Consider the following 23,591-nt stretch of genomic DNA (forward strand, 5'->3'; position numbering starts at 1 on the left):
CGCGCTCGTTCCGAGCCGCATGCTCAGGCAAAACTCATAAGCACTTCTGCTGAAGGCGCAGCTACTAGCAGGTTTCTTCGGATGATACGAGGCTTGAAAGCCCCCTCTTTCATGGATTTGGCGCTTCTGGCGGCCGAAAATGCCGGAAAATCGGGCGAAGTTCCGATCGGATGCGTCGTGGTCCGCGACAACGAGGTCGTCGCCACCGCCGGTAACCTGACGCTGACCGACCATGACCCCACCGCCCATGCCGAGATCGTCGCGCTGCGCGAGGCGGCGAAGAAGATCGGCAGCGAGCGCCTGGTCGACTGCGACCTCTACGTGACGCTGGAGCCGTGCACCATGTGTGCGGGCGCGATCTCCTTTGCAAGGGTCCGGCGGCTCTATTACGGCGCGGCCGACCCCAAGGGCGGCGCGGTCGAGTCAGGCGTGCGGTTCTTCGCCTCGCCGACCTGCCACCACGCGCCGGACGTCTATTCCGGCGTCGGCGAGAGCGAGGCGGCGCGGCTGCTCAGGGAGTTTTTCCGGGAGCGGCGGTAGCGTAGCCCGGATGGAGCGAAGCGCAATCCGGGACAGTATCGCAAGTGAGGAGAGACCCCGGATTTCGCTTCGCTCCATCCGGGCTACAATATCTCAATCGGAAAAAAACTCCCGCAGCGCCCGCGCCGTCACCTCCGGGTTCTCCTCGGTGAGGAAGTGGCCGGAGTCCACCGGCATGCCGTCGACATTGGTCGCCCACTGCTTCCAGGTGTCGAGCGGGGTCGCCGCGGCCTGGGCGATGCCGGCATTGCCCCACAGCGCCAGCATCGGCACGGTGATCTTCTTGCCGGCTTCGAAATCAGCCTTGTCGAGGTCGTAGTCGAAATAGGCGCCGGCGCGGTAGTCCTCGCACATCGCGTGCACGCGGGCGGGATCGCGGAACGGGGCGATGTAGTGCTCGAGCGCGCGCTTGTCGATCGCATCCAGCGTCTTCGACTTGGTCTGGCTCGCCATCTTGAAGCGCAGGAAGAACTCGCCATTGCCGGAGATCAGCGTCTCCGGCAGCGGCGCGGGCTGGGCGAGGAAGGTCCAGTGGTAGATCTTCAGCGCATAGGCCCGGTTCATCCGCTCCCAGTAATTATAGGTCGGCAGGATATCGAGCACGGCGAGCTTCGACAGCCGGCCGGGATGGTCGAGCGCCAACCGGTACGAGACGCGGCCGCCGCGGTCGTGGCCGGCGAGCGCGAAGTGCACGTGGCCGAGTTGCTCCATCGCCTGCACCATGGCCTTGGCCATCGCGCGCTTGCTGTAGGGCATGTGCAGCGCATCGCTCTCGGGCATGTCCGACCAGCCATAGCCCGGCAGGTCGGCGATGATCAGCGTGAACCTGTCGGCAAGCTCCGGCGCCACGCGGTGCCACATCACATGGGTCTCGGAGAAGCCGTGCAGCAGCAACAGCGGCGGCCCCTTGCCGCCGACGCGCGCGAAGATGCGGCCGAAGGAGGTGTTGATCCACTCGGAGGCGAAGCCGGGATAGAGGTCGGCGAGATCGGACATCTTTCTGCATCCTTGTCTGGTCAGTCCCGGGGCCGCCCCGACAAAAGAAAAATGTCGAAAACAACCCCATGCACAGTACCGGTATTATCGGCGGGGCTGCTAACCTCAACAGCCGATTGCACATTTCTGGAATGTCGATGTGGCGGCGCGAAGGCGCCAAACGCCGGGATTTTCGGACCGGCGCGTGCCCGCGCGCCGTCCGGAATGACCCGCTAGCCCTTGGCCTTCTCGGCTTCAACCGCCTGCCAGCCGATATCGCGGCGGCAGAAGCCGTCCGGCCAGTTGATGCGGTCGACGGCCTGATAGGCGCGCGCCTGCGCCTCGGTCACGGTCTTGCCCAGCGCGCAGACGTTCAGCACGCGGCCGCCATTGGCGAGGATCGCGCCGTCCTTGGCGACCGTTCCGGCGTGGAAGATCTCGACGGTGTCGACCTCTGAGGCGTCATCGAGCCCCTCGATGCGCGTGCCCTTCTGGTAGTCGCCGGGATAGCCCTTCGCCGCCATCACCACGGTGAGCGCGGATTCCGGATGCCAGCGCAGATCGAAATTCTTCAGCTGCCCGTCGCAGGCGGCGAGGAAGGCGGGCACGATGTCCGACATCATGCGCAGCATCAGCACCTGGCACTCGGGATCGCCGAAGCGGACGTTGAACTCGAACAGTTTCGGGCCCTGCGTCGTCAGCATGATGCCGGCATAGAGAATGCCGCGGAACGGCGTGCCGCGCTGCTGCATGCCGGCGACCGTCGGCAGAATGATCTTCGCCATGATCGCGTCGTGGATCGCGGGCGTGACCAGCGGCGTCGGCGAATAGGCGCCCATGCCGCCGGTGTTCGGACCGACGTCGTGGTCGAACACGCGCTTGTGGTCCTGCGCGGAGGCCAGCGGGATCGCGGTCTCGCCGTCGCACAGCGCGAAGAAGCTGATCTCGCGGCCGGGCAGGAATTCCTCGATCACGACCTCGGCGCCCGCCTCGCCGAAGGCGCCCTCGAACATCATGGCGATGGCGTCCTCGGCCTCGCGCACGGTCTTGGCGACGACGACGCCCTTGCCTGCGGCAAGGCCGTCGGCCTTCACGACGATCGGCGCGCCCTGGCTCTGGACGTAGGCGCGCGCGTCGTTGGCGTTGGTGAAGCGCTTGTAGGCGCCGGTCGGAATGCCGAATTCGGTGCACAGCGCCTTGGTGAAGCCCTTGGAGCTTTCGAGCTGGGCCGGGATCCTGTTCGGGCCGAACGCCTTGATGCCGGCGGCGGTGAGGTCGTCGACGATGCCGGCCGCCAGCGGCGTTTCCGGGCCGACCACCACGAGTTCGACCGCATTTGTCCTGCAGAAATCGATCACGGCCGCATGGTCGGCGATATCGAGCGCCACGCACTCCGCCTCGCGCGCCATGCCGGCATTGCCGGGCGCGCACCAGAATTTGGTCACCAGGGGAGAGGCTGCGATCTTCCACGCCAGGGCATGTTCGCGGCCGCCGGAACCGAGCAGGAGAATGTGCATCGAGGGCTCAGGAATAAGGGGTTTTGTTGGGGCGGAGGTCGCACGAATCGGGGTGGGGCTCAAGGGGGCTGGGCCCGAACTCCCCGGCATTCCGGGGCGCGGCTTGCTCCGCTCCCCCTTCTCCCCTTGCGGGAGAAGGGGGCGCGCGGATGCGCGCCGGATGAGGGGTTGTATCCGCAGGTTCGAACAGGAATGGGACTCGTGGATAGAACCCCTCACCCGAATGAGTTTGCATCTGACGGCTTCGCTGCCCTCTCCCGCAAGGGGAGAGGGCGCAATGATTTGCATCGCAGCGCTACGGATGGAGCCCGACAGGCCTGCTGCCCTAACGCAAATCCGCCCGCTCCCATTGACTCGCATCGCGAATGGGCAAATCCTCCGGCAACGCAATTGCCATCATCATTTTCAGCACGACGAACTTCGCGCCCTGGTCGTCATCGGCGCCATCTGATCAGATTATTTCTAACAGGCACGGAGGGGCCGATGCGCGCGCTCGCCTTGAGAACCGTCTCCCTTTTCACCCTCGCGATCCTGAGCTCGATCTGTACCATGCCTGCCGCTCGCGCGGAGGACGGGACCGACGAGCAGTTTGGCAAGGTTCACTTCCAGACCACCTGCAACGAGGTGGCGCAGCGCCGCTTTGACCGCGGGATGCGTTATCAGCATTCGTTCTGGTACCGGCCCGCGAAGGAGATCTTCGAGGAAACGTTGCAGGCCGATCCGGAATGCGCGATCGCCTATTGGGGCATTGCCCTCAGTCTGCTGTACAATCCGCATTTCCCCGCGCCGAAGGAAAACCTCACCGAGGGTCTCGCCGCGCTGCAGAAGGCCAAGGCACTCGGCGCCAAGAGCCAACGCGAACGCGACTATATCGACGCGCTGCTGGCCTTCTATTCGGGCGACGAAAAGACGACGTTTGGCCAGCGCGCGCAGGCCTATCTCAAGGCAACCGAAGCCGTCGCCGCGCGCTACCCCGATGATGACGAGGCGCAGATCGCCTACGCCATCACGCTGAATGTCACGGCGTCGCCAAACGACAAGACCTATGCTAACCAGCTCAAGGGCGCTGCCATCCTGGAGCCGATCTTCAAGCGCCAACCGCGACACCCCGGTGTCGCGCATTACCTGATCCACCTCTACGACTATCCGGCGATCGCCGAGCAAGGTCTCGACGCTGCCAAGCGCTATTCCGAGATCGCGCCGGCGGCGCCGCACGCCTTGCATATGCCGTCGCATATCTTCACGCGCGTCGGCTACTGGAACGAATCCATCAACGCCAATAGCCGTTCAGCCAAGGCTGCCAAGGAGGGCAAGGACCCCAGCGAGCAGCTGCATGCCGACGACTATATGGTCTACGCCCTGCTCCAGCTTGCGCAGGACAGCCGCGCCCGCGACGTCATCGCGGATATGGTTGCGACCACGGGCTATGCGCCCGCCGTCCGCGCCGGTCCGTACGCGATAGCGGCGAGCCAGGCACGCTATATGGTCGAACGCGGCGATTGGCATGGTGCTGCCGCGCTGAAGGTCGAGCCGAGCCGGTTTGCCTATGTCGATGCGATCACCTATTTCGCCCGCGCCCTTGGCGCAGCGCGCTCCGGCAATGCAGATGCAGCAACGGCGGATATTGCCAAGCTGACGGAGCTGCGGGACAAGCTGCAGCAGGACAAGGACGCCTATTGGGCCGAGATCGTCGACATCCAGCGGCAGGTCGCCACCGCCTGGCAGCTCAATGCCCAGGGAAAGCAGGCGGACGCGTTGGATGCGTTGCGCCTTGCGGCCGATGCCGAAGACAAGACCGAAAAATCGATCGTGACGCCGGGACCGCTTGCCCCGGCACGCGAGCTTTACGGGGTCATGCTGCTCGAACGCGGCATGGCGACCGAGGCATTGGCCGCGTTCGAAAGCACGATGCGCAAGGAGCCGAACCGCTTTGGCGCGATCATCGGCGCCGCTCATGCCGCCGAGAAAGCGGGCGACGCCGCGAATGCGCGCAAATACTACGCGAAACTCGTCGACATGGCGCGCAATGGCGACTCCTCGCGGGAGGACCTCGCGGCCGCACGAAAGTTCATGGCTCAGAATTAGCAATGGCTTAGAATTAGCAATGATGCTGCGGCAGCTTCCATGCGCCTGACAAGCAAATTCGTCGCGATCAGCGCAGCCACCGCACTGCTCTGCGCTGTCGCGGCCGTCTGGATATTGCGATCCGGCGAACCGGCACGCGCGACAGCGGCACCCGGCGAGGTCCGCCCGGTGTGGACGGAAACCGACTGGCCTTTCGACGCAGATCCTTGGGGCAAAGGAAAGGCGTTCCGCTGCAAGGCCGACGATTGCGGCGGCGAGGTCCAGCTCTATGTTCGCGCCAAACTCGGCTTTTGCAATTGTGCCACCGGCGTCGCCGATGATGGCGACCTCGAGCAAATGGGCGACCTGGCGCTGATCGGCAAGGCGATTCCGACCGGTGCCGGCCGAGAGATCATCGTTGGTCCGATGCGCGGCCGCAGCCGCGGCTATCGCGTCGAGGGAAGTCGCAACACCGCGCTTTCGCTCGCATTCAATCAGCGTTGCGACATGGTGGCCGCGACGGCTCTGGTTGGACCGGGCGCGCCTGCGTCACTCGAGCCGGCAGTGCTGGCGTTTCTCAATAGCGACCGCATGTTGAAATGGGCCGAGGTCGCGCTTGGGTTATAATTCAGCGATTGCTGCGAGCGCCGGCTAAACCTGCTTCCCCGCAATAATCTCCTGCAGCGTCGCAACATGCCGCGCGAAGGCGCCGCGGCCTGCCGCCGTCGCGGTCACCGTCGTCTGCGGCTTCTTGCCCACGAACGCCTTCTCCACCGAGACATAACCCGCCTTCGCCAGCGTCTCGATATGCGCCCCGAGATTGCCGTCGGTGGCGCCGGTGAGCTTCTTCAGCCGGGAAAATTCCAGTCCTGCCGTCGCAGGCAGTGCATTCAGCGCCGCCATGATCTTCAGGCGCAGCGGCTGGTGGATGATGTCGTCGAGCTCCGCCATCCCGCTAGATCCGCCGCATCCAGAGGCCGCCGAGGATCAGGCCACCGCCGTTGACGAAGGCCATCCAGAGCGGAAACGCCTCGCCGATCCAGAAGAACCCGATCAAGGTCAGCGCGGCGATGCCGAGGCCGATCGCCACGAAGGCATGACCGAACCACAGGCCCGCCATCGTATAGAACAGCATGAAATAGAGCGGCCAGAACGTACCGAGCTGACGCGGACCGAAATGGCCGATCACATTGGTACAGAGATAGCCGAAGGCGAAGAACAGCACGAGCACCAGCAGCATCTTGATGCTGGCGGCGCTCCCATTGGGATGTTGCGGCGGATTGAGGACGCGGAGCACGACCAGACCGCCGACGCCGACGACATCCGTGGCAACCCAGGCGTAGACCGCATAGACCGGCCAGAGCCAGGTGACGAGATTGGCTGCGAACACCAGCACGCCCCACCAGACCGCAGCGAGGCTCGCGAGCTCGTAGAGCTGCGACTGCTTCACGCGCTGGACGATGTCGTCGATATCGGCCAGCGCTGCCGAGGCCTCCTTGCTGTCGATCATGACTGCCCGCCCCCGCGCGTTGCGACGTCCTCGGCGATGACAGAGATCGCCTTCGGCTGGGTGACGATGCCCATGTGGTTGATGCCGTCGATGATCCTGACGTCGACCGACGGCTTCACCGCCTGCACGGCTTCGGCATATTTGTCCGAGATCATCATCTCGTCCTCCGCGCCGCCGAAGATCGTGACCGGACGCGTCGTCGCCGGAAGATCGAGGCGATAGCCGCGCGTCGCGTAATTGCGCATCAGGCGATCGGAATAGGTGGAGACGAGGTACTTGGCCGAGGTCGGCGGCACCGCGAGCGCGAGCACCGGAAGCTGCGAGCAGCAATCGATGCCGAGCTTGCGCAGCGCGGCCAGTCCGAAGAAGCGCGGGAGGTCGATGCTGGCCCAGCCGCCGGCATTCGGCTTGTTGGTGGGCGCGTCATAGCCGAGATAGGGCGCGAGCAGCACGGTGCGCACGAACATGTCCTGCATGATCGGCGTCGCGGCGACGCGCAGCGAGAAGCCGGCGCCGGCGGAATGGCCGATCAAGGTGAGCGGCAGGTCCGGCGCCGTCTTGCGCAGATGGGCGACGAAATCGACCAGGTCGTCCTCGAGCTGGCCGACATAGCCGATGTCGCCGCGCGTGCCGGAGCCGCCGTGGCCGCGGATGTCGAGCGCCCAGGTCTCCACGCCGCGCGCGGCGATGGCATGGGTCAGCGCATGGTTGACGGTGCCGCTGGAGCCGGAGGAGCCGTGGATGAAGATGGCGCCGCCGCCCGTCGCGGGGCCGCCGGAGCCATTTCCGTTCCGATGGGATCGGAACGAGGCTCCGGATTCTTGTTTTGACGCGTTTTCTTCACGCGAACCGGCTTCCACTTCGCTTGAAAACGCTTTGGCCGTGTAATGGCGATAGCCGATCCAGGTGCCGTCGCGGGCCTGAAAGCGCTCCAGTGGAGGTAGCGTCGACCAGTCGATTCCCTTGGCGGAATCGGACACCGACCGCATCTCCGGCGGCCGCTGCAGCGGCGTTGCGATCATCGCGGCCAGGATCAGCGTCACACCGCCGACCGCGCACAGGGCCCATTTCAGTCCGTTCAAGGTGCCTTTCAGCAATCGGATCACCATGGCTCAACCTCCCTCAAACGCATAATCAATAGAGAACTCTATATTACAGAGTATTCTCCCAATCAATCCCCTAGATGGCGCCGCGCTGCGAAAATCCTTAACGTCGGGTCTGACCCCAAAATGCCGAATCGTTTGCTAGATGCCGCCTGCGGAACAACTGAACAACGCGTTTGAATTCACCGTCTCCGAGCTCTCGCAGTCCCTGAAGCGGACGGTGGAGGACACCTATGGCCATGTCCGGGTCCGCGGCGAGATCTCCGGCTTCCGCGGCGCCCACTCCTCCGGCCATTGCTATTTCGCGCTCAAGGACGAGAGCGCCAAGATCGAGGCGGTGATCTGGAAGGGCGTGCACGGCCGCATGCGCTTCAAGCCCCAGGAGGGGCTCGAGGTCATCGCCACCGGCAAGCTCACGACCTATCCGGGCTCCTCCAAGTACCAGATCGTGATCGAGGCGCTGGAGCCGGCCGGCATCGGCGCCCTGATGGCGCTGATGGAGGAGCGCAAGAAGAAGCTCGCCGCCGAAGGCCTGTTCGACGAGGCGCGCAAGCAGCTCCTCCCGTGGCTCCCCGAAGTGATCGGCGTCGTGACCTCGCCCACGGGTGCCGTCATCCGCGACATCCTGCATCGGCTGGAGGACCGCTTCCCCCGCCGCGTGCTGGTGTGGCCGGTGAAGGTGCAGGGCGAGGGCTCGGCCGAGCAGGTCGCGGCCGCGATCCGCGGCTTCAACGCGCTGCCCGAGGGCGGCAAGATTCCGCGGCCCGATGTGCTGATCGTCGCGCGCGGCGGCGGCTCGCTGGAGGATCTCTGGTCGTTCAACGAAGAGATCGTGGTGCGCGCGGCGGCCGAGAGCATGATCCCGCTGATCTCGGCGGTGGGCCACGAGACCGACATCACGCTGATCGACTTCGTCGCCGACAAGCGCGCGCCGACGCCGACGGCCGCGGCCGAGATGGCGGTGCCGGTGCGCAGCGAATTGTTCGTCGAGGTCGCCGATCTCGGACGGCGCACCCATGCCTATTGGCAGCGCGCCCAGGAAAGCCGGCGTAACGAGCTGCGCGCCGCCGCACGCGCGCTGCCGTCGGCCGGCGATCTCCTGGCGATCCCGCGGCAGCGGCTGGATTCGGCGGGTAGCGCCCTGCCCCGCGGCCTCAAGGCCAACACGCATGCGCATTTCCGCAGGTTCACCGCGGCCAGCTCGAAGCTGACGCTGCGCGTGCTGCACGGCCAGATCTCGCAGGCCGATCACCGCCTCACCGTGTGCGGCGAGCGGCTCGGCCTGTCCGCGCGCTCGCTGCTGCGGCAGCGGCGCGACCGCTTTGCCGGGCTGGAGGTGCGCCTGCGCGCCTCGAAGCTGTCGAATGCGCAGGCGCAGCGCAACGCCATTGCCCGCCAGCGCGAGCGCACGCAGCGCCTCTCCGAGCGCGCCGGCCGCGCGCTGGTCACGCTGATGCAGCGGCTGGAGGCCCGTGTCGAGAACAGCGGCAAGCTGCTCTCCGCGCTGTCCTATCGCAGCGTGCTCGCGCGCGGCTTCGCGCTGGTGCGCGATGAAGCCGGCCACCCCCTGCACGCGGCGGACGCAATCGGCCCCGGCGCGCGGCTCGAGATCGAATTCGCGGACGGCCGTGTCGGCGCGACCGCGGATGCGGATCGCCCCACGCCCGCGGCCAAGCGCGCGCCGGCGCCAGCAAAGCCGGCCGCCGCGCAGGAGACAAAGCCCGCGCCGAAGCGTGTGGCCAAGCCGGTCGATCAAGGTAGCTTGTTCTAAGGGCGCGAGGGCGGCGCTCCGCTCCAGGTGTCATTCCCCGCGAAAGCGGGGAATCCAGTACGCCGCGACGTCTCGATGAATCACTGAGGCCTCGGAGTACTGGATCGCCCGGTCAAGCCGGGCGATGACAGCGCGTTTGTGGAGGCGGCGTAGCTACACCCCCGTCATTGCGAGGAGCACTTGCGACGAAGCAATCCAGAATCGTTCCGCGGAGGGACTCTGGATTGCTTCGCTGCGCTCGCAATGACGGTGCTGAAGCATCGTAGCCCGCATGAGCGCAGCGACATGCGGGAACGGGCATCCCGGATATCGCTGCGCTCATCCGGGCTACGACACTGTCTTACCTACCGGCAGGACAGTCCCGCGTCGATCGTGGTCCAGAAGCCGCAATGTTCCGGCGCGCGCATGGGGGCGCCGGCGTGGGCCTCAAAGAGGAAGACCGCGACGGTGAAGACGACAAGGGCGGAAGCGAAGAGCGTGATGCGGTTGCGCATGTGAGATGCGTTTAACGCACATCGTGGTCGAATGATGGCACGGCCACAGGCTGAAACCGCGCCGCGGCGCGATCCGTAGATTCACGGTCGGCCATTTTCCGTGCAGGGCGGTGGTCGATGCGGGGCTGTCCGCCTGACGTTGTTCCCCGGGCGGCCCCGCTTCCGCCCTCGCTCTATCGAGCTACGGCGCGACAAGTCCGTAGCCCGGATGGAGCGCAAGCGTAATCCGGGGATCGTGCCGCAAGTTCGACTGTCCCGGATTGCGCTGCGCTTCATCCGGGCTACGAAACGGTCGCTACCGCGCCAGCCACTCCGCGACGTCCTTCTGCGACTCCGCGCGCGCCTCGGCGTCCGTGCCGAGATGGCCGTGCTCGGGCGCCGTGGCATCGCTGCTGGCGCTGGCCGCGTGCAGCGGCGTATTGGCACGGTCGAAATCGTGATAGGCGCCGGGATAGACCACAATGCGTGCGAGCGCGCTGCGGCCGCGCGCGCCGTCGACCATCTGGCGGCAGGCCGGCGGCGACGACACGTCGTCATCGGCACCGATCAGCACCAGCGTCGGCACCCGCGCACTCCAGCCCAGACCCGCCGAGATCCGGCAGTCGGGATAGAACGCGATCGCGGCGCGGAAATCCGGCGCCTGGTCGCGCGCCGTGCTCTGCGGGCGCACGGCCCAGAGCAGCGCGCTGGCGCCGTTGGCCCAGCCGATCAGGCTGATGCGGTCGCGCGCCACCCAGGCCTGCTTCATCAGCCAGGCGCGCGAGGCCGCAATGTCCGCAACGCGCTCGCGCCGCGCCTTGACGTGGCTCTCCTTGACGCGGCATTGCGGGCCAAGCTCGCGCGAGCCGTAGCTGTCCGGCAGCAGCACGGCATTGCCGGCTTTCAGCAGCCGCTCGGCCCAGTCGCGATAGCGCGGCAGCACGGGATCGGAATGACCGCCGAGGCCGCCGCAGCCATGCAGCGCGATCACGGTCGGAAACGGCCCCTCGCCCTCGGGCTTGTAGAGCTGCGCGTGCAGGACGCCCGACGACAGCGGGATGTCGACCTGCTGCGGCGCCGGCGACGCTTGCGCGGCCGACATCAGCAGCGTCAGGAACAAGGCGGCTAACGGAAGGCGCATCGGACTCTGCCGTGGTATCCTTCGGCTCAGCACTATCACGCGGAAACGGCGCCAAAACATCACAAACCGGTGGGTTTAACGGGCGGACAAGCCACCCTATCTATGCTACATCCCGTCCAACACATCGTGCCCTTACGGGCCTTCCACGGAGACTCTCGACCGTGCTGAACAAGTTCGGCTCTTCCGGCCATGGCGAAGCGCAGGTGCAATATCTCGACGGCGATTTCCGCGTGATCTCGCCGGGCACTTTCGTGCGCTGCGCCATCACCGACACGCGCATCCCGCTCGACGAATTGAAGTACTGGAGTGTGGATCTGCAGGAAGCCTACGCCACGCCTGCCGCCGTGCTGCAGCGGCACTTCCCGGGCGCGCCGAAGCCGCAGCCGTGAGGCCGCGTCCGCGCTGCTAGTGCTGCTCCGTGGCATCTCCACCTACGCAGGTCTTGATAAAGCTTTTCCTGTTCTCCCCGACGACCTTCTGATCGATCGCCTGCTTCAGGCAATCGACGCGCGCCTGCGCCAGGCAGAGCTGCATCTGGTCGCGCTTGTCCTGCCCCTTCAGGCTCGCCGTTGTGGCAAGACAGGTGACGCGCTTGGCCGCGGGAACCGGCACCGTGCCGGGAGCAGCCGACGGCGCCGCCGTTTGCGCGAACACGGGCGCAACAATCAGACACACAAGGCTCGCGGCAACGGCGGCGGACGGCAATTTCATCGCATTCTCCTGATCGGAACAGATCGATAGGAGTTTTGAAATGAATGTCGGCTGAATGGCGAACTGCCGTAGGGTGGGTTAGCGAGGCAGATGCGCGGAGCGGATCTGCTTCGCGTAACCCACCACTTACGTTTCCGCGGGGACAGGCGCGGCGGGTTACGCCTACCGCTAACCCACCCTACAAAGTCATCGCCTGGAGAACCGGCGCTCGCGGGCCTTGTAGAGATGATCGCTGATCAGCCGCCGCAGCGCGTCGGCGTCGTCGAACTCCAGCGTCACCTTGAACGGTGCAATTCCTTCCACATAGGGCAACATCCCTTCGCCGCCGTGGATTCGGGCAAGGTCCTTCTCCGTCGTCACCAGCGCCAGCCCGTCGCGCCTGGCGTCGTCCCAGAGAACCTCGATGTCGCGCTCGGAGTACGGATAGTGGTCGGCAAAGGCGCGGCTACCGACGACATCGATCCCGCTCGCCCGCAACGTCCTGAAGAAGCGCTCGGGATCGCCGATGCCGGCGAAGGCGAAGACCCGCTTGCCGAACAGCTGCGCCAGAGAGGCCGCGTCCGGCTTCAAGCGCGCGCGCAGCGCGGGCTTGTTGCGCCTGGCCAGCTCGGCCGCGACATCGTCCGCGGCGTGGCCGTCGCCGATGACGACCAGCGCGTCGGTGCGTGCAAGCTGCGGCTTCAATGGCGCACGCAGCGGACCGGCCGGAAACACCTTGCCGTTGCCGAGGCCGCGCTCGCTGTCGATCACGATCAGCGAGGCGTCCTTGAGCAGCTTCGGGTTCTGAAAGCCGTCGTCCATCAGGACCACGGTCGCGCCTTGCGACTTCGCCAGCGCGACGCCTTCGAGGCGGTCGCGCGCGACGCTGACAGGGACGTCGCGCGACATCATCAGCGGCTCGTCGCCGACGTCGGAAGCATCGTGCCGCTCGCGATCGACCATGACGGGGCCCTTCAGGCTCCCGCCATAGCCGCGACTCAGCACCACCGGCGTCTCGCCGAGCTCGCGGAGCAGCTTCGTCAAGGCGAGAACGGTCGGCGTCTTGCCGGCGCCGCCGACATGGTAGTTGCCGACGCAGATCACGGGGATGCCGGCGTCAAAGCCCTTGCGCAGCATGCGCCGTTCGGCGATCGCGCCGTAGAGTGCACCCAGCGGTCGTAACGCGTGCGACTTGAAGGAACGTGGCCGGTACCAGAAGGCCGGCTCACGCATTGGCGGCTCCCATCTCAATCCGCAATTGCAAGAGATAAGGCTCCAGCGCGGTCATGGTGCGATTGAGCGCGCCGCCGAGATCCTCGACCACGCCGTGACCTGCGCGCTGCATCTTGTCGCGCACGGTGGGATCGGCCAGCAGCTGGCCGAGCTGCTTGACCAGAAGCTCCTGCGTGTCGGCCTGGCGCGCGCCGCCGCTCGCATCGAGCGCCTCGTAGACGTCGGCGAAGTTGAAGACGTGCGGACCGTGGACGATGGCGGCCCCCAGCTTGATCGCCTCGATCGGGTTCTGCCCGCCGTGGCGGATCAGCGATCCGCCCATGAACACGATCGGCGACAGGCGATAGAACAGGCCGAGCTCGCCCATGGTGTCGGCGACGTAGACGTCGGTCGCGGCCGTCGGCAATTCCTCGCGCGAGCGCAGGGCGGGCTTCAGGCCGGACGCCGTGATCAGGCCCGCGATCGACGAGCCGCGATCGGGATGCCGCGGCACGATCACGGTGAGGAGTTGCGGGAAAAAGCCGACGAGGTTGCGATGCGCGGCGACCAGCATCTCGTCCTCGCCCGGATGGGTCGAGGCGGCGACGATGATCGGACGGCCGCGCGTCATCGCCATCAGCCGTTCGAGCTTGGCGGGATCGGCCGGTGGCGCCGGCACGTCGAGCTTGAGATTGCCTGTCGTGACGACGTCGCGGCCGCCGAGCGCGGAGAAGCGCTCCGCATCGGTCTTCGACTGCGCGAGGCAGATGTCGAAGCGCGACAGCAGCGCCGAGATGGTGCCGTACATGCGGCGCCAGCGCGGGAAGGAGCGCGGCGACATCCGTCCGTTGATCAGCACCATCGGCACGCGGCGCGCAGCGCCCGCCAGGATCAGGTTCGGCCACAAATCGGATTCGATGAACAGCGCCAGCGACGGCTGCCAATGGTCGAGGAAGCGCGCGACATAGCGCGGCGAATCATACGGCACGTATTGATGGATGACGTCGGGCGGGAAGCGCTTGGCGACGACGGCGGCCGAGGTGACCGTGCCCGAGGTGAGCAGGATGCGCAGGTTCAGATCGCGCAGGCGCTCGATCAGGGCCGCCGCGGCCAGCACCTCGCCGACGCTGGCGCCGTGGATCCAGACCAGCGGGCCGTGCGGCCGCACGTCGCGGGACAGGCCGCGCCGCTCGCCGACGCGCGCGGGGTCTTCCTTGCCCTGCTTCAGCCGCCGCTTGATCAGCGCAGGCGCAATCGGCACCAGGCCGCTCGCCAGGCGCCGATACATCCGCAGCGTGATCGGCAGCGCAATGGGCAGCGATTTAGGCATCTTCCGGTCCCGGACGGCCGAGCTGCGCATAGGCGCGCCGGGTCGCCTCGTTCAGCGTATCCTCGAGCTCCTGCCGCAGCGTCTCCATCATGGCGGCGTCGGCGTCGGCGGGAACGTGGATTTCCTTGATGCCGACCAGGGCGCCCCGCCCGAACGGCAGATTGATGGTGGTGCGGTCCCAGTTCTTGAGCCGGATGAAGCGGCTCGTCGCCATCGCGAAAGGCATGATCGGCCGCCCCGATTCCCGTGCCAGCATGATGATGCCGAGCCCGGCCACGCGCGAGCGCTTGGGGACATCGGCGGTCAGCGCGACATTACAACCGTCCTGGAGCGTGCGCACCATCTCCTTGAAGGCGCCCACACCACCTTTGCGGTGGAAGGCGCCGCCATGGTCGCCGGAACCCCTGATCGTGCCGATGCCGAGCCGCTCGGCGGCGATCGCATTGAACTCGCCGTCGCGGTGCCGCGAGATCAGGACCCTGGCCTTGTAGGAGTCCTTGTTCTTGATGAAGGGGGTGAGGAAGTGCTGGCCGTGCCAGAAGGCGAAGATCGCCGGGATCTGCGGCTCGACGATGTCGTAGACGTCGGGCGGATCGAACGTGAACCTGTTGGTCTTCCAGACAAAGCGCAGATATTCGGCCGCCAGGATCCCGACGGCACGCTGAACGAAGCTGCTTCGCAGCGTATTGCGAAGCAGTTTTTTCAACGCGCCGGTTCTTGATTCGGGTCGAGCAGCCGGTGGAGATGGACGATGAAATAGCGCATCTGCGCATTGTCGACCGTGCTCTGCGCCTTGGCGCGCCAGGCGGTGTGCGCCGTCGCATAGTTCGGATAGAGGCCGACGATCTCGACGTCGTCGAGGTTCTTGAAGGTGTTGTGCTCGAGGTCGACGAGCTCGCCACCGATCACGAGGTGAAGCAGTTGCTGCGGGGCGCTATCTGGCATGGGTTCTGTTCCTAATGGGCTGCCCGGCAAAGCAGTGTCCGACGAGCACGACGACAGCGCTTTAGGCTAAGGGGCGATTTCGAAAATGCGCGACAATGCTCGCATGACGATCGCGTCCCGCTGCCACCAGCACCCCGTGCGTAACTTCCCTGCGGTTATAGAGGATGGGGTCTCCGGAGAGGTCGCTCATCCTACCACCCGCTTCCTGCACGATCAAATCGGCCGCCGCAAGGTCCCAATCATGGCTGTTGCCGCCCGCAAAAGCCGCATCCAGCGCGCCATGGGCGACCCGGCAGAGCCGGAGCGCGAGCGAACCGATTCGCGGGTGCAGCTTGATGTCGCCGGCCGAGGCATTGAGCCGCTCGACCATCGGCTTGGGGCCGGCCATGCGGGAGAAGTCGAGCGCGGTGCCGGAGGTCGCCCGCACGGCCCTGCCGTTCAGCGTCGTGCCCTGCCCCCGGACCGCAAAGAAGAACTCCTCGCAGGTCGGCGCGAACACCGCACCAAGCACGGGCGTTGCGTCCTCGACCAGCGCGACGCTGACGCACCATTCGTCATGGCCGTTGAGATAGTTGCGCGTGCCGTCGATGGGATCGACCACCCAGGTCAGCCGCCGCGACAGCCGCGTCGAATCGTCGGCGCTCTCCTCCGACAGCCAGCCGTAATCCGGCGTCGCGGCGCGCAGCCGCGCTTCGAGCAGATCGTTGACGGCGATGTCGGCCTCCGACACCGGCGACGAGGCGCCCTTGATCCACTTCTTCAGCTCGGTGCGGAACATCGAGCGCGCCAGCGCACCCGCCTCCCGCACCGTGTCGTTCAGCAGTGCCGCGTCGCGCGCCAGGATCGTGTCGTGCGCGTCAACGTCCGCCAAGCGTCAAACCCTCGATGCGCACCGTCGGCGCATTGATGCCGTAGCGGAATTCGAGATTGTTGGCCGGCTGCATCGACTTGAAGATCTCGAACAGATGGCCGGCGATCGTCACCTCGCTGACGGGATAGGTGATCTCGCCGTTCTCGATCCAGAAGCCGGAGGCGCCGCGGCTGTAATCGCCGGTGACGCCGTTCACGCCCGAGCCGATCAGGTCGGTCACGTAGAAGCCCTGCTTGATGTCGGCGATCAGCTCGGCCGGTGTCGGCGTGCCGGGTTCGAGATGCAGATTGTACGGCCCCGGCGAGGGCGACGACGAGACGCCGCGATGGGCGTGGCCGGTGGTGGCGAGCCCAAGCTCGCGCGCGGTGGCGCAGTCGAGCAGCCAGGTCGTCAACACGCCCCCGTCGACCAGCGCCATTCTCTTCACCGCAACGCCTTCGGCGTCGAAGGTCTGCGAGCGCAGGCCGCGCTTGCGCAGGGGATCGTCGACGATGCGGATGTTCTTCGCGAACAGCTGCTGGCCGAGCTTGTCCTTGAGGAAGCTGGTCTTGCGCGCGATCGAGGCGCCGTTGATGGCGCCGACGAGATGGCCGACCAGCGAGCCGGCCACGCGCGGATCGAACACCACGGGCACCTTGCAGGTCTCGACCTTGCGCGGATTGTAGCGCGCCACGGTGCGCTCGCCGGCGGAACGGCCGACGGCTTCCGGCGACAGCAGATCGGCGCCATGCGGCGCGGAGGTGAAATCGTAGTCACGCTCCATGCCGGTGCCTTCGCCCGCGATGGCGGTGGCCGAGATGCCCTGGCTGGAACGCAGGTAAGAGCCGTGGAAGCCGGTCGAGGTGACGAGCACCATGCCGCCCATGCCTGCGGACGCCGAGGCGCCGCCCGATTTGGTGACGCCCTTCACCGCGAGCGCGGCGGCTTCGGCCGCGAGCGCGCGGCGTTCGAGCTCGCTGGTCGCGGGCACGTCGGGATCGAGCAGGTCGAGATCGGGGAAGTCGCGCGCGAGCAGCGCAGGATCGGCGAGGCCGACATATTTGTCCGACGGCGCAACCTTCGCCATCGCCACCGCGCGTTCCGCAAGCTTGGTCACGGCATCGCCGCTGACGTCGTTGGTCGAGACCACCGCCTGGCGCTGGCCGACCAGCACGCGCAGGCCGACATCGTCACCCTCGGAGCGCTCGGATTCCTCGACACGGCCGTCGCGCACCTCGACGCCTTGCGAGACGCCGCGCACGGCGACCGCATCGGCCGCATCCGCGCCGGCGCGTTTGGCCGCCTCCACCAGGCGCTGTGCGAGATCGGACAGCGCGGACTGATCGAACAGGTCGCGATTGGCCTTGGAAGAATCCTGGGGCGAAAGCGTCGAGCTTGGTGAAGGGTTCACAAACGAAATCCTGTTGGGGCGGGGATCGGGCTCGGAACGGCCGAACCCACCAGATGTGCCCAAATGGTGCGGACTTCAAGCATTATCAGCCTGCAAAAAGCTCAGATTCGCTCCTTGCGCGCAACGTCTCGTCAATCATGCGTGCCAAGGTCTTGTCAATCATGAGCGGCGGTGACGCTGGGTTAACCAGCCTTTTTAAGCGGTTTCGGAACGGGCCGCGCTAAGGTCTCCGCATCGACCGGGAACATAATCCTGGCGGGGAGAACGAAAGCCGTGAGGCGTCAAACAGCAACATGCGGGGTCAACCCCGCCGGGTCGAGCCGCTCCCTGCGGCTCGACCCTCTTTCCCTTCCGGTCCGCTTCGATGCGCATGATCCGCGCGCCGACGGCTACACCAGGCAGATCGAGCTTCATCGCGAACGTGTGGTGCTGCGCCGTGCCGTCCGCGGCATGCAGATGGCGATCAACGTCCGCGTCAGCGACTTCACCGGCGTCGCGCTGCGCGGCAATGACGAGACGCAGGCGCTCGTCCTCGTCCATCGCGACCCCTCTCTCTCCGTTCCGCTGCTGGTCGGCGCCGAAACCGACGAGCTCGCGCAGGCCTGGGCGGTCTGGAGCGAAATCTTCGCGCTTCCGCAACTCGACGAAGGCGCGCGTAAGCCGGCAGCCCGCCGCCGCCGCGCCAACGCGATCCGCGCCCGCCGTCCGAAATTTCTGATGCGCCGCCGCGTCGCCATGACGCGCGAGCTGACGGTTCATCGCGAGGAACGCGAGATCATCGCGCGGAATTGAGCGGGACGTTACGCCGCCCGCATTACCGCGTCGGCGAGCAATCCCGCAAACAGCAGCAGCCCCGCATGCTTGTTCGAGAAGAACAGGCGCTTGCACAGATCCGGATCGTCGATCCTCAAGCGCACGATCTGCGAGGCCAGATGCGCGGCGAAGGCCGCAAGGCCGAGCCAGGCGGGCCAGCGCACATCGCCTGACGCCAGCGCGACGCCGATCAGCACCACCGCGAGCCCATAGAACAGGATCAGCGCCTGATGCGTGTGCGCGCCGAACAGGCGCGCGGTGGACTTGATGCCGATCAGCGCGTCGTCCTCGGAATCCTGGTGCGCATAGATCGTGTCATAGCCGATCACCCAGGCGATCGAACCGGCATAGAGCACCAGCGCGGTCACGTCGATGCGGCCGAAGGTGACGGCAAAGCCCATCAGCGCGCCCCAAGAGAAGGCCAGCCCGAGGAAGACCTGCGGCCACCAGGTGACGCGCTTCATGAAGGGATAGATCGCGACGACCACGAGCGAGGCGATGCCGGTCAGGACCGCGAAGCGATTGAACTGCAGCAGCACGACGAGGCCGACCAGCGCCAGCGCGACCAGGAATGCCAGCGCCTGCTTCACGGTAATGCGCCCCGACGGCAACGGCCGCGAGCGGGTGCGCTCGACCTTGGCGTCGAGGTCGCGATCGGTGATGTCGTTCCAGGCGCAGCCTGCCCCGCGCATCGCGAAGGCGCCGATCAGGAACAGGACGATGGTGAGCGGCAGGCGGCGGACGTCGTGCGCCATGCCGGCGGCGAGCGCCGCCGACCACCAGCACGGCATCAGCAGAAGCCAGGAGCCGATCGGACGATCGAAGCGAGACAGGCGCAGATAGGGACGCGCCCATTCCGGCGCGAGCGTATCGACCCAGTTGCCGGTGGAATCGGCAACGCGGGCGGATGTGTCGCTCATCGGGTCAGGACGTTGCCGTTGAGCGTGTCGAAGGTGCTGCCGCCCTTTTTGCCGGCATTGGCTTCAGGCGCCGAGCCCGAACCCAGCACCTCGCTTAGCGACGGGCCCGCCGGACCGCGCGGCTGATTCTGCATCTGCTGCGCAACGTTGCAGACCTTGGTCTGCATGGCCTCGGTGTTCTTGTGGCCGTCCTTCATCTGCGCGCTGACCTGCGGCGGGATTCCGCATTTGGCCGCATTGGTCTCGACGTACTTGATCATCTTCAATTCAGCCTGGCTGAAATTGCGGATCAGCTTGCAGGCCTCGTCCGGCGGCGCATGGCGGTCGCCCGCGGCCTTGATCAGCTTGCCGCGCTTCTCGGCTTCCTCGCGCAGGGGAACGAAAGCCTTCATGCAGTCCTCGCCCGGGGCCTGCGTCGGTGGGGCTGCGCTGAAAGCGCCGGCGCCGCCGAGCGGCGCAGCGCCGTTGACGGGGAAGGAGGATTGCGGAGCCGTGCCGACGGAGGCGGACGGGGCCGATCCGTTCACCGGCGGAAACGCCGAACTGGTCGCGGCCTGGCCGGGCAGCGGCGCCGGGAAGGCGCTTTGCGCATGGGCGCCCGCAGCACCCATGGCAACCATGGCGGCAGTGATCGGAACCATCAGATGACGGATCATGAAAGCAGTTTCTCCGGCAGGAGCTTACGGGGTTCGGCGTCTTCCCAATTGAAGCGCAACCAGCGTGTTCGCGTTTTTACGATTCCTGCCGGCGCTTAACAACCCGTCGAATAGGGCAAGAGCGCGGCGCGCCGACGCACCGGTCCGGCAATATTTACCCCGAAATGGCCTCTTTCGGTTAATAACGGCCCCGAATTGGACCTGGAACGATGCCCTCCCACGATTTTCGCGCCCCCCGCCTGTTCGTCGATGCCCCCCTGGACCAGGACGCCCGGGTGCCGCTCGACCGCGACCAGAGCAACTATCTCGGCAATGTGCTGCGGCTCGCCGCCGGGGCCGAGGTTTTGGCGTTCAACGGCCGCGACGGCGAGTGGCAGGCCGCAATCGAGGGCCGCAAGCGGCCGGACGGCCTCGTCATCCTGCAGCAGACCCGGCGCCAGGACCGGCTGGCCGACCTCACCTACGTGTTCGCCCCGCTCAAGCATGCCCGGCTCGACTACATGGTCCAGAAGGCCATCGAGATGGGGGCCGCGAGCCTGCAGCCGGTGCTGACCCGGTTCACCCAGGCCTCCCGGGTCAACACCGAGCGGATGCGCGCCAATGTGGTCGAGGCGGCGGAACAATGCGGCATCCTCAGCATCGCCGGCGTCGCCGAACCGCTGGCGCTGGACCGGTTCCTCAGCCAGCGCGCCACGGACAGGCTGCTCATCTTCTGCGACGAGGCGGCGGAGGTGCAAAACCCCATTCAGAGCCTGCAGGACGCCCGAAAAGCTGACCAGGGTATCGACATGCTGATCGGCCCCGAAGGCGGCTTTGCCGAGGAAGAGCGGGCCCTGCTGCTGCGGCAGCCGAACATCCTGCGGCTGGCACTCGGCCCCCGCATCATGCGGGCCGATACCGCCGCCGTGGCCGCGCTGGCGCTGGTGCAGGCGGTGCTGGGCGATTGGGGCGGCAAATAAAGCGAGAGAACCACTGCGCGCTCGGTGACGATACCAAGCTATCGGGGGCGCCCGGCAGAGCTTGTGAGCGAGGTCGGCAATTAGCCCGCACTACGGCGGTGCCCAATGTCAGCGAAATCAGGTCTCGAAAGCCATCCTCTGGAGCCGGAAAAAGTCCTGCCGAAGGACTGGGTAAAGTCCGAGCTTTTCTAAATAGAAGGATATCAACTCAAGATATTTCAAAGAAAGGAAATTCAAAAATGGAATCAATAGGATATCTACTAATCATACTGGGATATATCATTCTATATCTGTTTCACTGAATGAGATTTGGGGGGTGGGTTTGGCCCACCCTCCACTTCATCTTGCAATTCTTACGCGGCCCTATCGATCGGCTCGGAGGCTTGTCTCAAGCGACCGCCATTGCGTTGCCCGCCTGTTAAGCGATTGATCCTTTGGAGGTCGAAACCGCTTCCGGGCCATGCTAAGGGCTGCGCCAATTCGCCTCCCCTGCCCCTGCCCGGTTCCGCCGGGACGATGGACCCCTGAGATGACCGCGACTGCCACCTCAAATGCTGCCGGCTCCGCCGCTTGGGCGGATACGCTGCTCTTGTCGTTCGCGCAGGCCGGCTATGTCAGGGCCGAGCCCGCCATCCTGCAGCCGGCCGAGCCGTTCCTCGATCTCTCCGGCGAGGACATCCGCAAGAGCCTCTATTTGACCACGGACCTCACGGGCGAGGAGCTCTGCCTGCGCCCGGACCTGACCATTCCGGTGGCGCGCGACTACCTCGCATCCCGCCAGGCCGGCCAGCCGGCCGGGTTCAGCTATCTGGGGCCGGTGTTCCGCTACCGCAGCGGGCAGGCCAGCGAATTCCTGCAGGCCGGCATCGAATCATTCGGTCGCCAGGACCGCGCCGCAGCCGACGCCGAGATGCTGGCGCTGGCACTGGAGGCGACGGCCGCCTTCGGTGTCCGTGACGTCGAGATCCGCACCGGCGACGTCGCGCTGTTCAACGCGCTGCTCGACGCGCTCAACCTCTATCCGGTCTGGCGCCGCCGCCTGGTCAAGGATTTCAACCGCAAGATCAGCCTCGAGCAGGACCTGGAGCGGCTGGCGGCCGCGACCACCGCGACGCGCAGCGAATATGAGGGCGTGCTGGCGGCGCTGGCCGGCTCCGACCGCAAGGCGGCGCTCGCCTTCGTCACCGACCTGATGTCGATCGCCGGCACCACCAATGTCGGCGGACGCACCACGGCCGAGATCGCCGACCGCTTCCTCGAGCAGTCGACGCTCAAGGGCGGCGCGCTGCCGCGCGAGGCGATCGCCGTGCTCAAGCGCTTCCTCGGCATCTCCGGCAATCCCGACGATGCCGTCGCCGAGCTACGCGCCCTCACGCGCGATGCGAAGCTCGACCTTGCCGCCGCGATCGACCAGTTCGAGAGCCGGGTCGGCTTCATGGCCGCGCGCGGCATCGACGTGAAGCAGACGCGCTTCTCGACCGCGTTCGGGCGCGGCCTCGACTATTACACCGGCTTCGAATTCGAGGTTCATCACAGGGGCAACGGCGCCGAGCCGCTGGTCGCCGGCGGCCGCTATGACGGGCTGATGACCCAGCTTGGATCAGTCGAGCCGATCCCCGCGGTTGGTTTCTCGGTCTGGGTGGACGCGCTGAACCGCATCGGCCGCAAGGTGGGAGCGTAAGATCATGAGCGCGCCATTCGTTCTGGCCGTTCCCTCCAAGGGCCGCCTGCAGGAAAACGCCGAAGCCTTCTTCGCCCGCGCGGGCCTCAAGCTGTCGAAAGCCGGCGGCGCCCGCGACTACCGCGGCACCATCGCAGGGCTCGACAATGTCGAGGTCGCCTATCTCTCGGCGAGCGAGATCGCCGCGCAGCTGTCGCGCGGCTTCGCGCATCTCGGCGTCACCGGCGAAGACCTGGTGCGCGAGAACATTCCGGACCCCGACAAGCGCGTGTCGCTGATCGACGGGCTCGGCTTCGGCTATGCCGACGTCGTCGTCGCGGTGCCGCAGGCCTGGATCGACGTCCGCACCATGGCGGATCTCGACGACGTCACCACCGGCTTCCGCGAGCAGCATCACATGCGGATGCGGGTCGCGACCAAGTTCGTCAACCTCACCCGTGCGTTCTTCCAGACCCACGGCATCACCGATTACCGCATCGTCGAAAGCGCCGGCGCGACCGAAGGGGCGCCCGCGGCCGGCAGCGCCGAGCTGATCGTCGACATCACCACCACGGGAGCGACGCTCGCGGCCAACGGACTGCGGGTGCTCGACGACGGCGTGATCCTGCGCAGCCAGGCCAATCTGGTCGCCTCCCGGGACGCCGACTGGTCGCCGCACGCGCGCGAGACCGCGCGCGTGATCCTCGATCACATCGCGGCACGGGCGCGGGCCAACAAATACCGCGAGGTCCGCACCCGCTTCGGACAGTGCGATGCCGCCCTGCTCGGCGAAGCCCATAGCCGGTTCGGCGTCGTGGCCCCGTTCGGCGGGCCGACCTCGTCGGGCATGCTCACGCTGCACTGCCCACCGGGGCAGCTCTATGCGCTGGCGAGCTTCCTGCGCGAGCACGGCGCCGAGACCGTCTCGGTGGTCTCGCTCGACTACGTGTTCGACCGGGAGAACCCGCTGTTCGCCAAGCTCGAGGCGTTCCTGCGGCGGTGAGCCCAAAGTATATTGAGCGGCTCCGTTCAGCGTAGCGACAGCAAACGG

At 66.4% G+C, this 23,591-nt stretch carries 25 protein-coding genes; 9 read left to right on the plus strand and 16 right to left on the minus strand.

The annotated features are described in order from the left end of the window. Window positions 1-81 precede the first annotated feature (81 nt). Window positions 82-540 carry a nucleoside deaminase gene (locus JQ617_RS30185; RefSeq protein ID WP_212029505.1) on the plus strand — a complete coding sequence of 153 codons (459 nt, stop codon included), beginning with the start codon at window positions 82-84 and terminating at the stop codon, window positions 538-540. A gap of 93 nt (window positions 541-633) precedes the next feature. Here JQ617_RS30185 and JQ617_RS30190 read toward each other — a convergent pair whose 3' ends face one another. After that, window positions 634-1,536, minus strand: a complete 903-nt coding sequence (locus JQ617_RS30190) for an alpha/beta fold hydrolase (RefSeq protein ID WP_212029506.1) — start codon at window positions 1,534-1,536, stop codon at window positions 634-636. Window positions 1,537-1,748: 212 nt separating this feature from the next. After that, a complete protein-coding gene (gene purD / locus JQ617_RS30195) occupies window positions 1,749-3,032 on the minus strand; it encodes a phosphoribosylamine--glycine ligase (protein ID WP_212029507.1) in 1,284 nt (427 codons plus the stop codon). Between the two features lie 192 nt (window positions 3,033-3,224). Here purD and JQ617_RS30200 point away from each other — a divergent pair, with 192 nt between their 5' ends. Both JQ617_RS30200 and JQ617_RS30205 read left to right on the plus strand, forming a co-directional pair. Further along, entirely contained in the window at window positions 3,225-5,117 is a 1,893-nt protein-coding gene (locus tag JQ617_RS30200; protein WP_249157691.1) for a tetratricopeptide repeat protein, read from the plus strand. Window positions 5,118-5,156: 39 nt separating this feature from the next. Further along, on the plus strand, window positions 5,157-5,723 hold the full coding sequence (locus JQ617_RS30205) for a hypothetical protein (protein WP_212029508.1): 567 nt from the start codon (window positions 5,157-5,159) through the stop codon (window positions 5,721-5,723). Window positions 5,724-5,747: 24 nt separating this feature from the next. Here the strand turns inward: JQ617_RS30205 and JQ617_RS30210 are convergent, their stop codons facing one another. The 3 genes from JQ617_RS30210 to JQ617_RS30220 are packed head-to-tail and all read right to left on the minus strand — an operon-like array spanning window position 5,748 to window position 7,715. Further along, a complete protein-coding gene (locus tag JQ617_RS30210; protein ID WP_011090236.1) occupies window positions 5,748-6,047 on the minus strand; it encodes a winged helix-turn-helix domain-containing protein in 300 nt (99 codons plus the stop codon). A 4-nt stretch (window positions 6,048-6,051) separates the two neighbouring features. Next, entirely contained in the window at window positions 6,052-6,606 is a 555-nt protein-coding gene (locus JQ617_RS30215; RefSeq protein WP_212029509.1) for an Asp23/Gls24 family envelope stress response protein, read from the minus strand. Next, window positions 6,603-7,715: an alpha/beta hydrolase gene (locus tag JQ617_RS30220; protein ID WP_212029510.1), complete on the minus strand. Its 1,113-nt coding sequence runs from the start codon at window positions 7,713-7,715 to the stop codon at window positions 6,603-6,605. The genes JQ617_RS30215 and JQ617_RS30220 overlap by 4 nt, the downstream gene beginning before the upstream one ends. Window positions 7,716-7,854: 139 nt before the next feature. Here JQ617_RS30220 and xseA point away from each other — a divergent pair, with 139 nt between their 5' ends. Continuing rightward, a complete protein-coding gene (xseA, locus tag JQ617_RS30225; RefSeq protein ID WP_212029511.1) occupies window positions 7,855-9,480 on the plus strand; it encodes an exodeoxyribonuclease VII large subunit in 1,626 nt (541 codons plus the stop codon). Window positions 9,481-9,824: 344 nt separating this feature from the next. Here xseA and JQ617_RS30230 read toward each other — a convergent pair whose 3' ends face one another. After that, window positions 9,825-9,974, minus strand: coding sequence for a hypothetical protein (locus JQ617_RS30230; RefSeq protein ID WP_212029512.1), 150 nt, complete (start codon window positions 9,972-9,974; stop codon window positions 9,825-9,827). A gap of 295 nt (window positions 9,975-10,269) precedes the next feature. Further along, window positions 10,270-11,094, minus strand: coding sequence for a dienelactone hydrolase family protein (locus JQ617_RS30235; RefSeq protein WP_212029513.1), 825 nt, complete (start codon window positions 11,092-11,094; stop codon window positions 10,270-10,272). Between the two features lie 161 nt (window positions 11,095-11,255). Here JQ617_RS30235 and JQ617_RS30240 point away from each other — a divergent pair, with 161 nt between their 5' ends. After that, window positions 11,256-11,483 (plus strand): DUF2093 domain-containing protein, encoded by a 228-nt coding sequence (locus JQ617_RS30240; RefSeq protein WP_063687205.1) that lies wholly within the window; start codon window positions 11,256-11,258, stop codon window positions 11,481-11,483. A 16-nt stretch (window positions 11,484-11,499) separates the two neighbouring features. On the opposite strand, the gene JQ617_RS30245 is transcribed toward JQ617_RS30240, so the two are convergent. From JQ617_RS30245 to JQ617_RS30275, 7 genes are all read right to left on the minus strand, one after another. Continuing rightward, window positions 11,500-11,805 (minus strand): hypothetical protein, encoded by a 306-nt coding sequence (locus tag JQ617_RS30245; RefSeq protein WP_212029514.1) that lies wholly within the window; start codon window positions 11,803-11,805, stop codon window positions 11,500-11,502. A 186-nt stretch (window positions 11,806-11,991) separates the two neighbouring features. Continuing rightward, complete coding sequence (lpxK, locus tag JQ617_RS30250; protein WP_212029515.1) at window positions 11,992-13,017, minus strand: tetraacyldisaccharide 4'-kinase; 1,026 nt, start codon at window positions 13,015-13,017, stop codon at window positions 11,992-11,994. Then, window positions 13,010-14,356: a 3-deoxy-D-manno-octulosonic acid transferase gene (locus tag JQ617_RS30255; protein ID WP_145656264.1), complete on the minus strand. Its 1,347-nt coding sequence runs from the start codon at window positions 14,354-14,356 to the stop codon at window positions 13,010-13,012. Before JQ617_RS30255 ends, lpxK begins: the two co-directional genes overlap by 8 nt. Next, complete coding sequence (locus JQ617_RS30260) at window positions 14,319-15,032, minus strand: lysophospholipid acyltransferase family protein (RefSeq protein WP_063687199.1); 714 nt, start codon at window positions 15,030-15,032, stop codon at window positions 14,319-14,321. Before JQ617_RS30260 ends, JQ617_RS30255 begins: the two co-directional genes overlap by 38 nt. Further along, window positions 15,029-15,271, minus strand: a complete 243-nt coding sequence (locus JQ617_RS30265; RefSeq protein ID WP_063687197.1) for a DUF4170 domain-containing protein — start codon at window positions 15,269-15,271, stop codon at window positions 15,029-15,031. The genes JQ617_RS30260 and JQ617_RS30265 overlap by 4 nt, the downstream gene beginning before the upstream one ends. Before the next feature lie 61 nt (window positions 15,272-15,332). Next, window positions 15,333-16,142: a 3'(2'),5'-bisphosphate nucleotidase CysQ gene (locus JQ617_RS30270; protein WP_212029516.1), complete on the minus strand. Its 810-nt coding sequence runs from the start codon at window positions 16,140-16,142 to the stop codon at window positions 15,333-15,335. After that, window positions 16,129-17,532 (minus strand): TldD/PmbA family protein, encoded by a 1,404-nt coding sequence (locus JQ617_RS30275; RefSeq protein ID WP_212029517.1) that lies wholly within the window; start codon window positions 17,530-17,532, stop codon window positions 16,129-16,131. The genes JQ617_RS30270 and JQ617_RS30275 overlap by 14 nt, the downstream gene beginning before the upstream one ends. A gap of 273 nt (window positions 17,533-17,805) precedes the next feature. Between JQ617_RS30275 and JQ617_RS30280 the strand changes: the two genes are divergently transcribed. Beyond that, entirely contained in the window at window positions 17,806-18,324 is a 519-nt protein-coding gene (locus JQ617_RS30280) for a DUF6101 family protein (protein ID WP_212029518.1), read from the plus strand. Between the two features lie 8 nt (window positions 18,325-18,332). Here JQ617_RS30280 and ubiA read toward each other — a convergent pair whose 3' ends face one another. Continuing rightward, window positions 18,333-19,265, minus strand: a complete 933-nt coding sequence (ubiA, locus tag JQ617_RS30285; protein WP_212029519.1) for a 4-hydroxybenzoate octaprenyltransferase — start codon at window positions 19,263-19,265, stop codon at window positions 18,333-18,335. Beyond that, window positions 19,262-19,921, minus strand: coding sequence for a hypothetical protein (locus tag JQ617_RS30290; protein WP_212029520.1), 660 nt, complete (start codon window positions 19,919-19,921; stop codon window positions 19,262-19,264). Before JQ617_RS30290 ends, ubiA begins: the two co-directional genes overlap by 4 nt. A gap of 209 nt (window positions 19,922-20,130) precedes the next feature. Between JQ617_RS30290 and JQ617_RS30295 the strand changes: the two genes are divergently transcribed. The 3 genes from JQ617_RS30295 (at window position 20,131) to hisG (ending at window position 23,543) form a co-directional block, all read left to right on the plus strand. Next, the gene (locus JQ617_RS30295) at window positions 20,131-20,880 is read left to right on the plus strand and encodes a 16S rRNA (uracil(1498)-N(3))-methyltransferase (RefSeq protein ID WP_212029521.1); all 750 of its coding nucleotides are present in this window, start codon (window positions 20,131-20,133) and stop codon (window positions 20,878-20,880) included. A gap of 529 nt (window positions 20,881-21,409) precedes the next feature. Beyond that, complete coding sequence (locus JQ617_RS30300) at window positions 21,410-22,561, plus strand: ATP phosphoribosyltransferase regulatory subunit (protein WP_212029522.1); 1,152 nt, start codon at window positions 21,410-21,412, stop codon at window positions 22,559-22,561. A 4-nt stretch (window positions 22,562-22,565) separates the two neighbouring features. Beyond that, complete coding sequence (gene hisG / locus JQ617_RS30305; RefSeq protein ID WP_063687181.1) at window positions 22,566-23,543, plus strand: ATP phosphoribosyltransferase; 978 nt, start codon at window positions 22,566-22,568, stop codon at window positions 23,541-23,543. Window positions 23,544-23,591 lie beyond the last annotated feature (48 nt).

The sequence above is a fragment of the Bradyrhizobium sp. KB893862 SZCCT0404 genome (assembly GCF_018130885.1).
GTDB lineage: Bacteria > Pseudomonadota > Alphaproteobacteria > Rhizobiales > Xanthobacteraceae > Bradyrhizobium > Bradyrhizobium stylosanthis.

Excerpts from the sequence above, each read along its gene's own strand:
- JQ617_RS30185 (WP_212029505.1), top strand. The coding sequence starts at position 82 with ATGATACGAGGCTTGAAAGCCCCCTCTTTCATGGATTTGGCGCTTCTG.
- JQ617_RS30190 (WP_212029506.1), bottom strand. The coding sequence starts at position 1,536 with ATGTCCGATCTCGCCGACCTCTATCCCGGCTTCGCCTCCGAGTGGATC.
- purD (WP_212029507.1), bottom strand. The coding sequence starts at position 3,032 with ATGCACATTCTCCTGCTCGGTTCCGGCGGCCGCGAACATGCCCTGGCG.
- JQ617_RS30200 (WP_249157691.1), top strand. The coding sequence starts at position 3,225 with ATGGGACTCGTGGATAGAACCCCTCACCCGAATGAGTTTGCATCTGAC.
- JQ617_RS30205 (WP_212029508.1), top strand. The coding sequence starts at position 5,157 with ATGCGCCTGACAAGCAAATTCGTCGCGATCAGCGCAGCCACCGCACTG.
- JQ617_RS30210 (WP_011090236.1), bottom strand. The coding sequence starts at position 6,047 with ATGGCGGAGCTCGACGACATCATCCACCAGCCGCTGCGCCTGAAGATC.
- JQ617_RS30215 (WP_212029509.1), bottom strand. The coding sequence starts at position 6,606 with ATGATCGACAGCAAGGAGGCCTCGGCAGCGCTGGCCGATATCGACGAC.
- JQ617_RS30220 (WP_212029510.1), bottom strand. The coding sequence starts at position 7,715 with ATGGTGATCCGATTGCTGAAAGGCACCTTGAACGGACTGAAATGGGCC.
- xseA (WP_212029511.1), top strand. The coding sequence starts at position 7,855 with ATGCCGCCTGCGGAACAACTGAACAACGCGTTTGAATTCACCGTCTCC.
- JQ617_RS30230 (WP_212029512.1), bottom strand. The coding sequence starts at position 9,974 with ATGCGCAACCGCATCACGCTCTTCGCTTCCGCCCTTGTCGTCTTCACC.
- JQ617_RS30235 (WP_212029513.1), bottom strand. The coding sequence starts at position 11,094 with ATGCGCCTTCCGTTAGCCGCCTTGTTCCTGACGCTGCTGATGTCGGCC.
- JQ617_RS30245 (WP_212029514.1), bottom strand. The coding sequence starts at position 11,805 with ATGAAATTGCCGTCCGCCGCCGTTGCCGCGAGCCTTGTGTGTCTGATT.
- lpxK (WP_212029515.1), bottom strand. The coding sequence starts at position 13,017 with ATGCGTGAGCCGGCCTTCTGGTACCGGCCACGTTCCTTCAAGTCGCAC.
- JQ617_RS30255 (WP_145656264.1), bottom strand. The coding sequence starts at position 14,356 with ATGCGCAGCTCGGCCGTCCGGGACCGGAAGATGCCTAAATCGCTGCCC.
- JQ617_RS30265 (WP_063687197.1), bottom strand. The coding sequence starts at position 15,271 with ATGCCAGATAGCGCCCCGCAGCAACTGCTTCACCTCGTGATCGGTGGC.
- ubiA (WP_212029519.1), bottom strand. The coding sequence starts at position 19,265 with ATGAGCGACACATCCGCCCGCGTTGCCGATTCCACCGGCAACTGGGTC.
- JQ617_RS30290 (WP_212029520.1), bottom strand. The coding sequence starts at position 19,921 with ATGATCCGTCATCTGATGGTTCCGATCACTGCCGCCATGGTTGCCATG.
- JQ617_RS30295 (WP_212029521.1), top strand. The coding sequence starts at position 20,131 with ATGCCCTCCCACGATTTTCGCGCCCCCCGCCTGTTCGTCGATGCCCCC.
- JQ617_RS30300 (WP_212029522.1), top strand. The coding sequence starts at position 21,410 with ATGACCGCGACTGCCACCTCAAATGCTGCCGGCTCCGCCGCTTGGGCG.
- hisG (WP_063687181.1), top strand. The coding sequence starts at position 22,566 with ATGAGCGCGCCATTCGTTCTGGCCGTTCCCTCCAAGGGCCGCCTGCAG.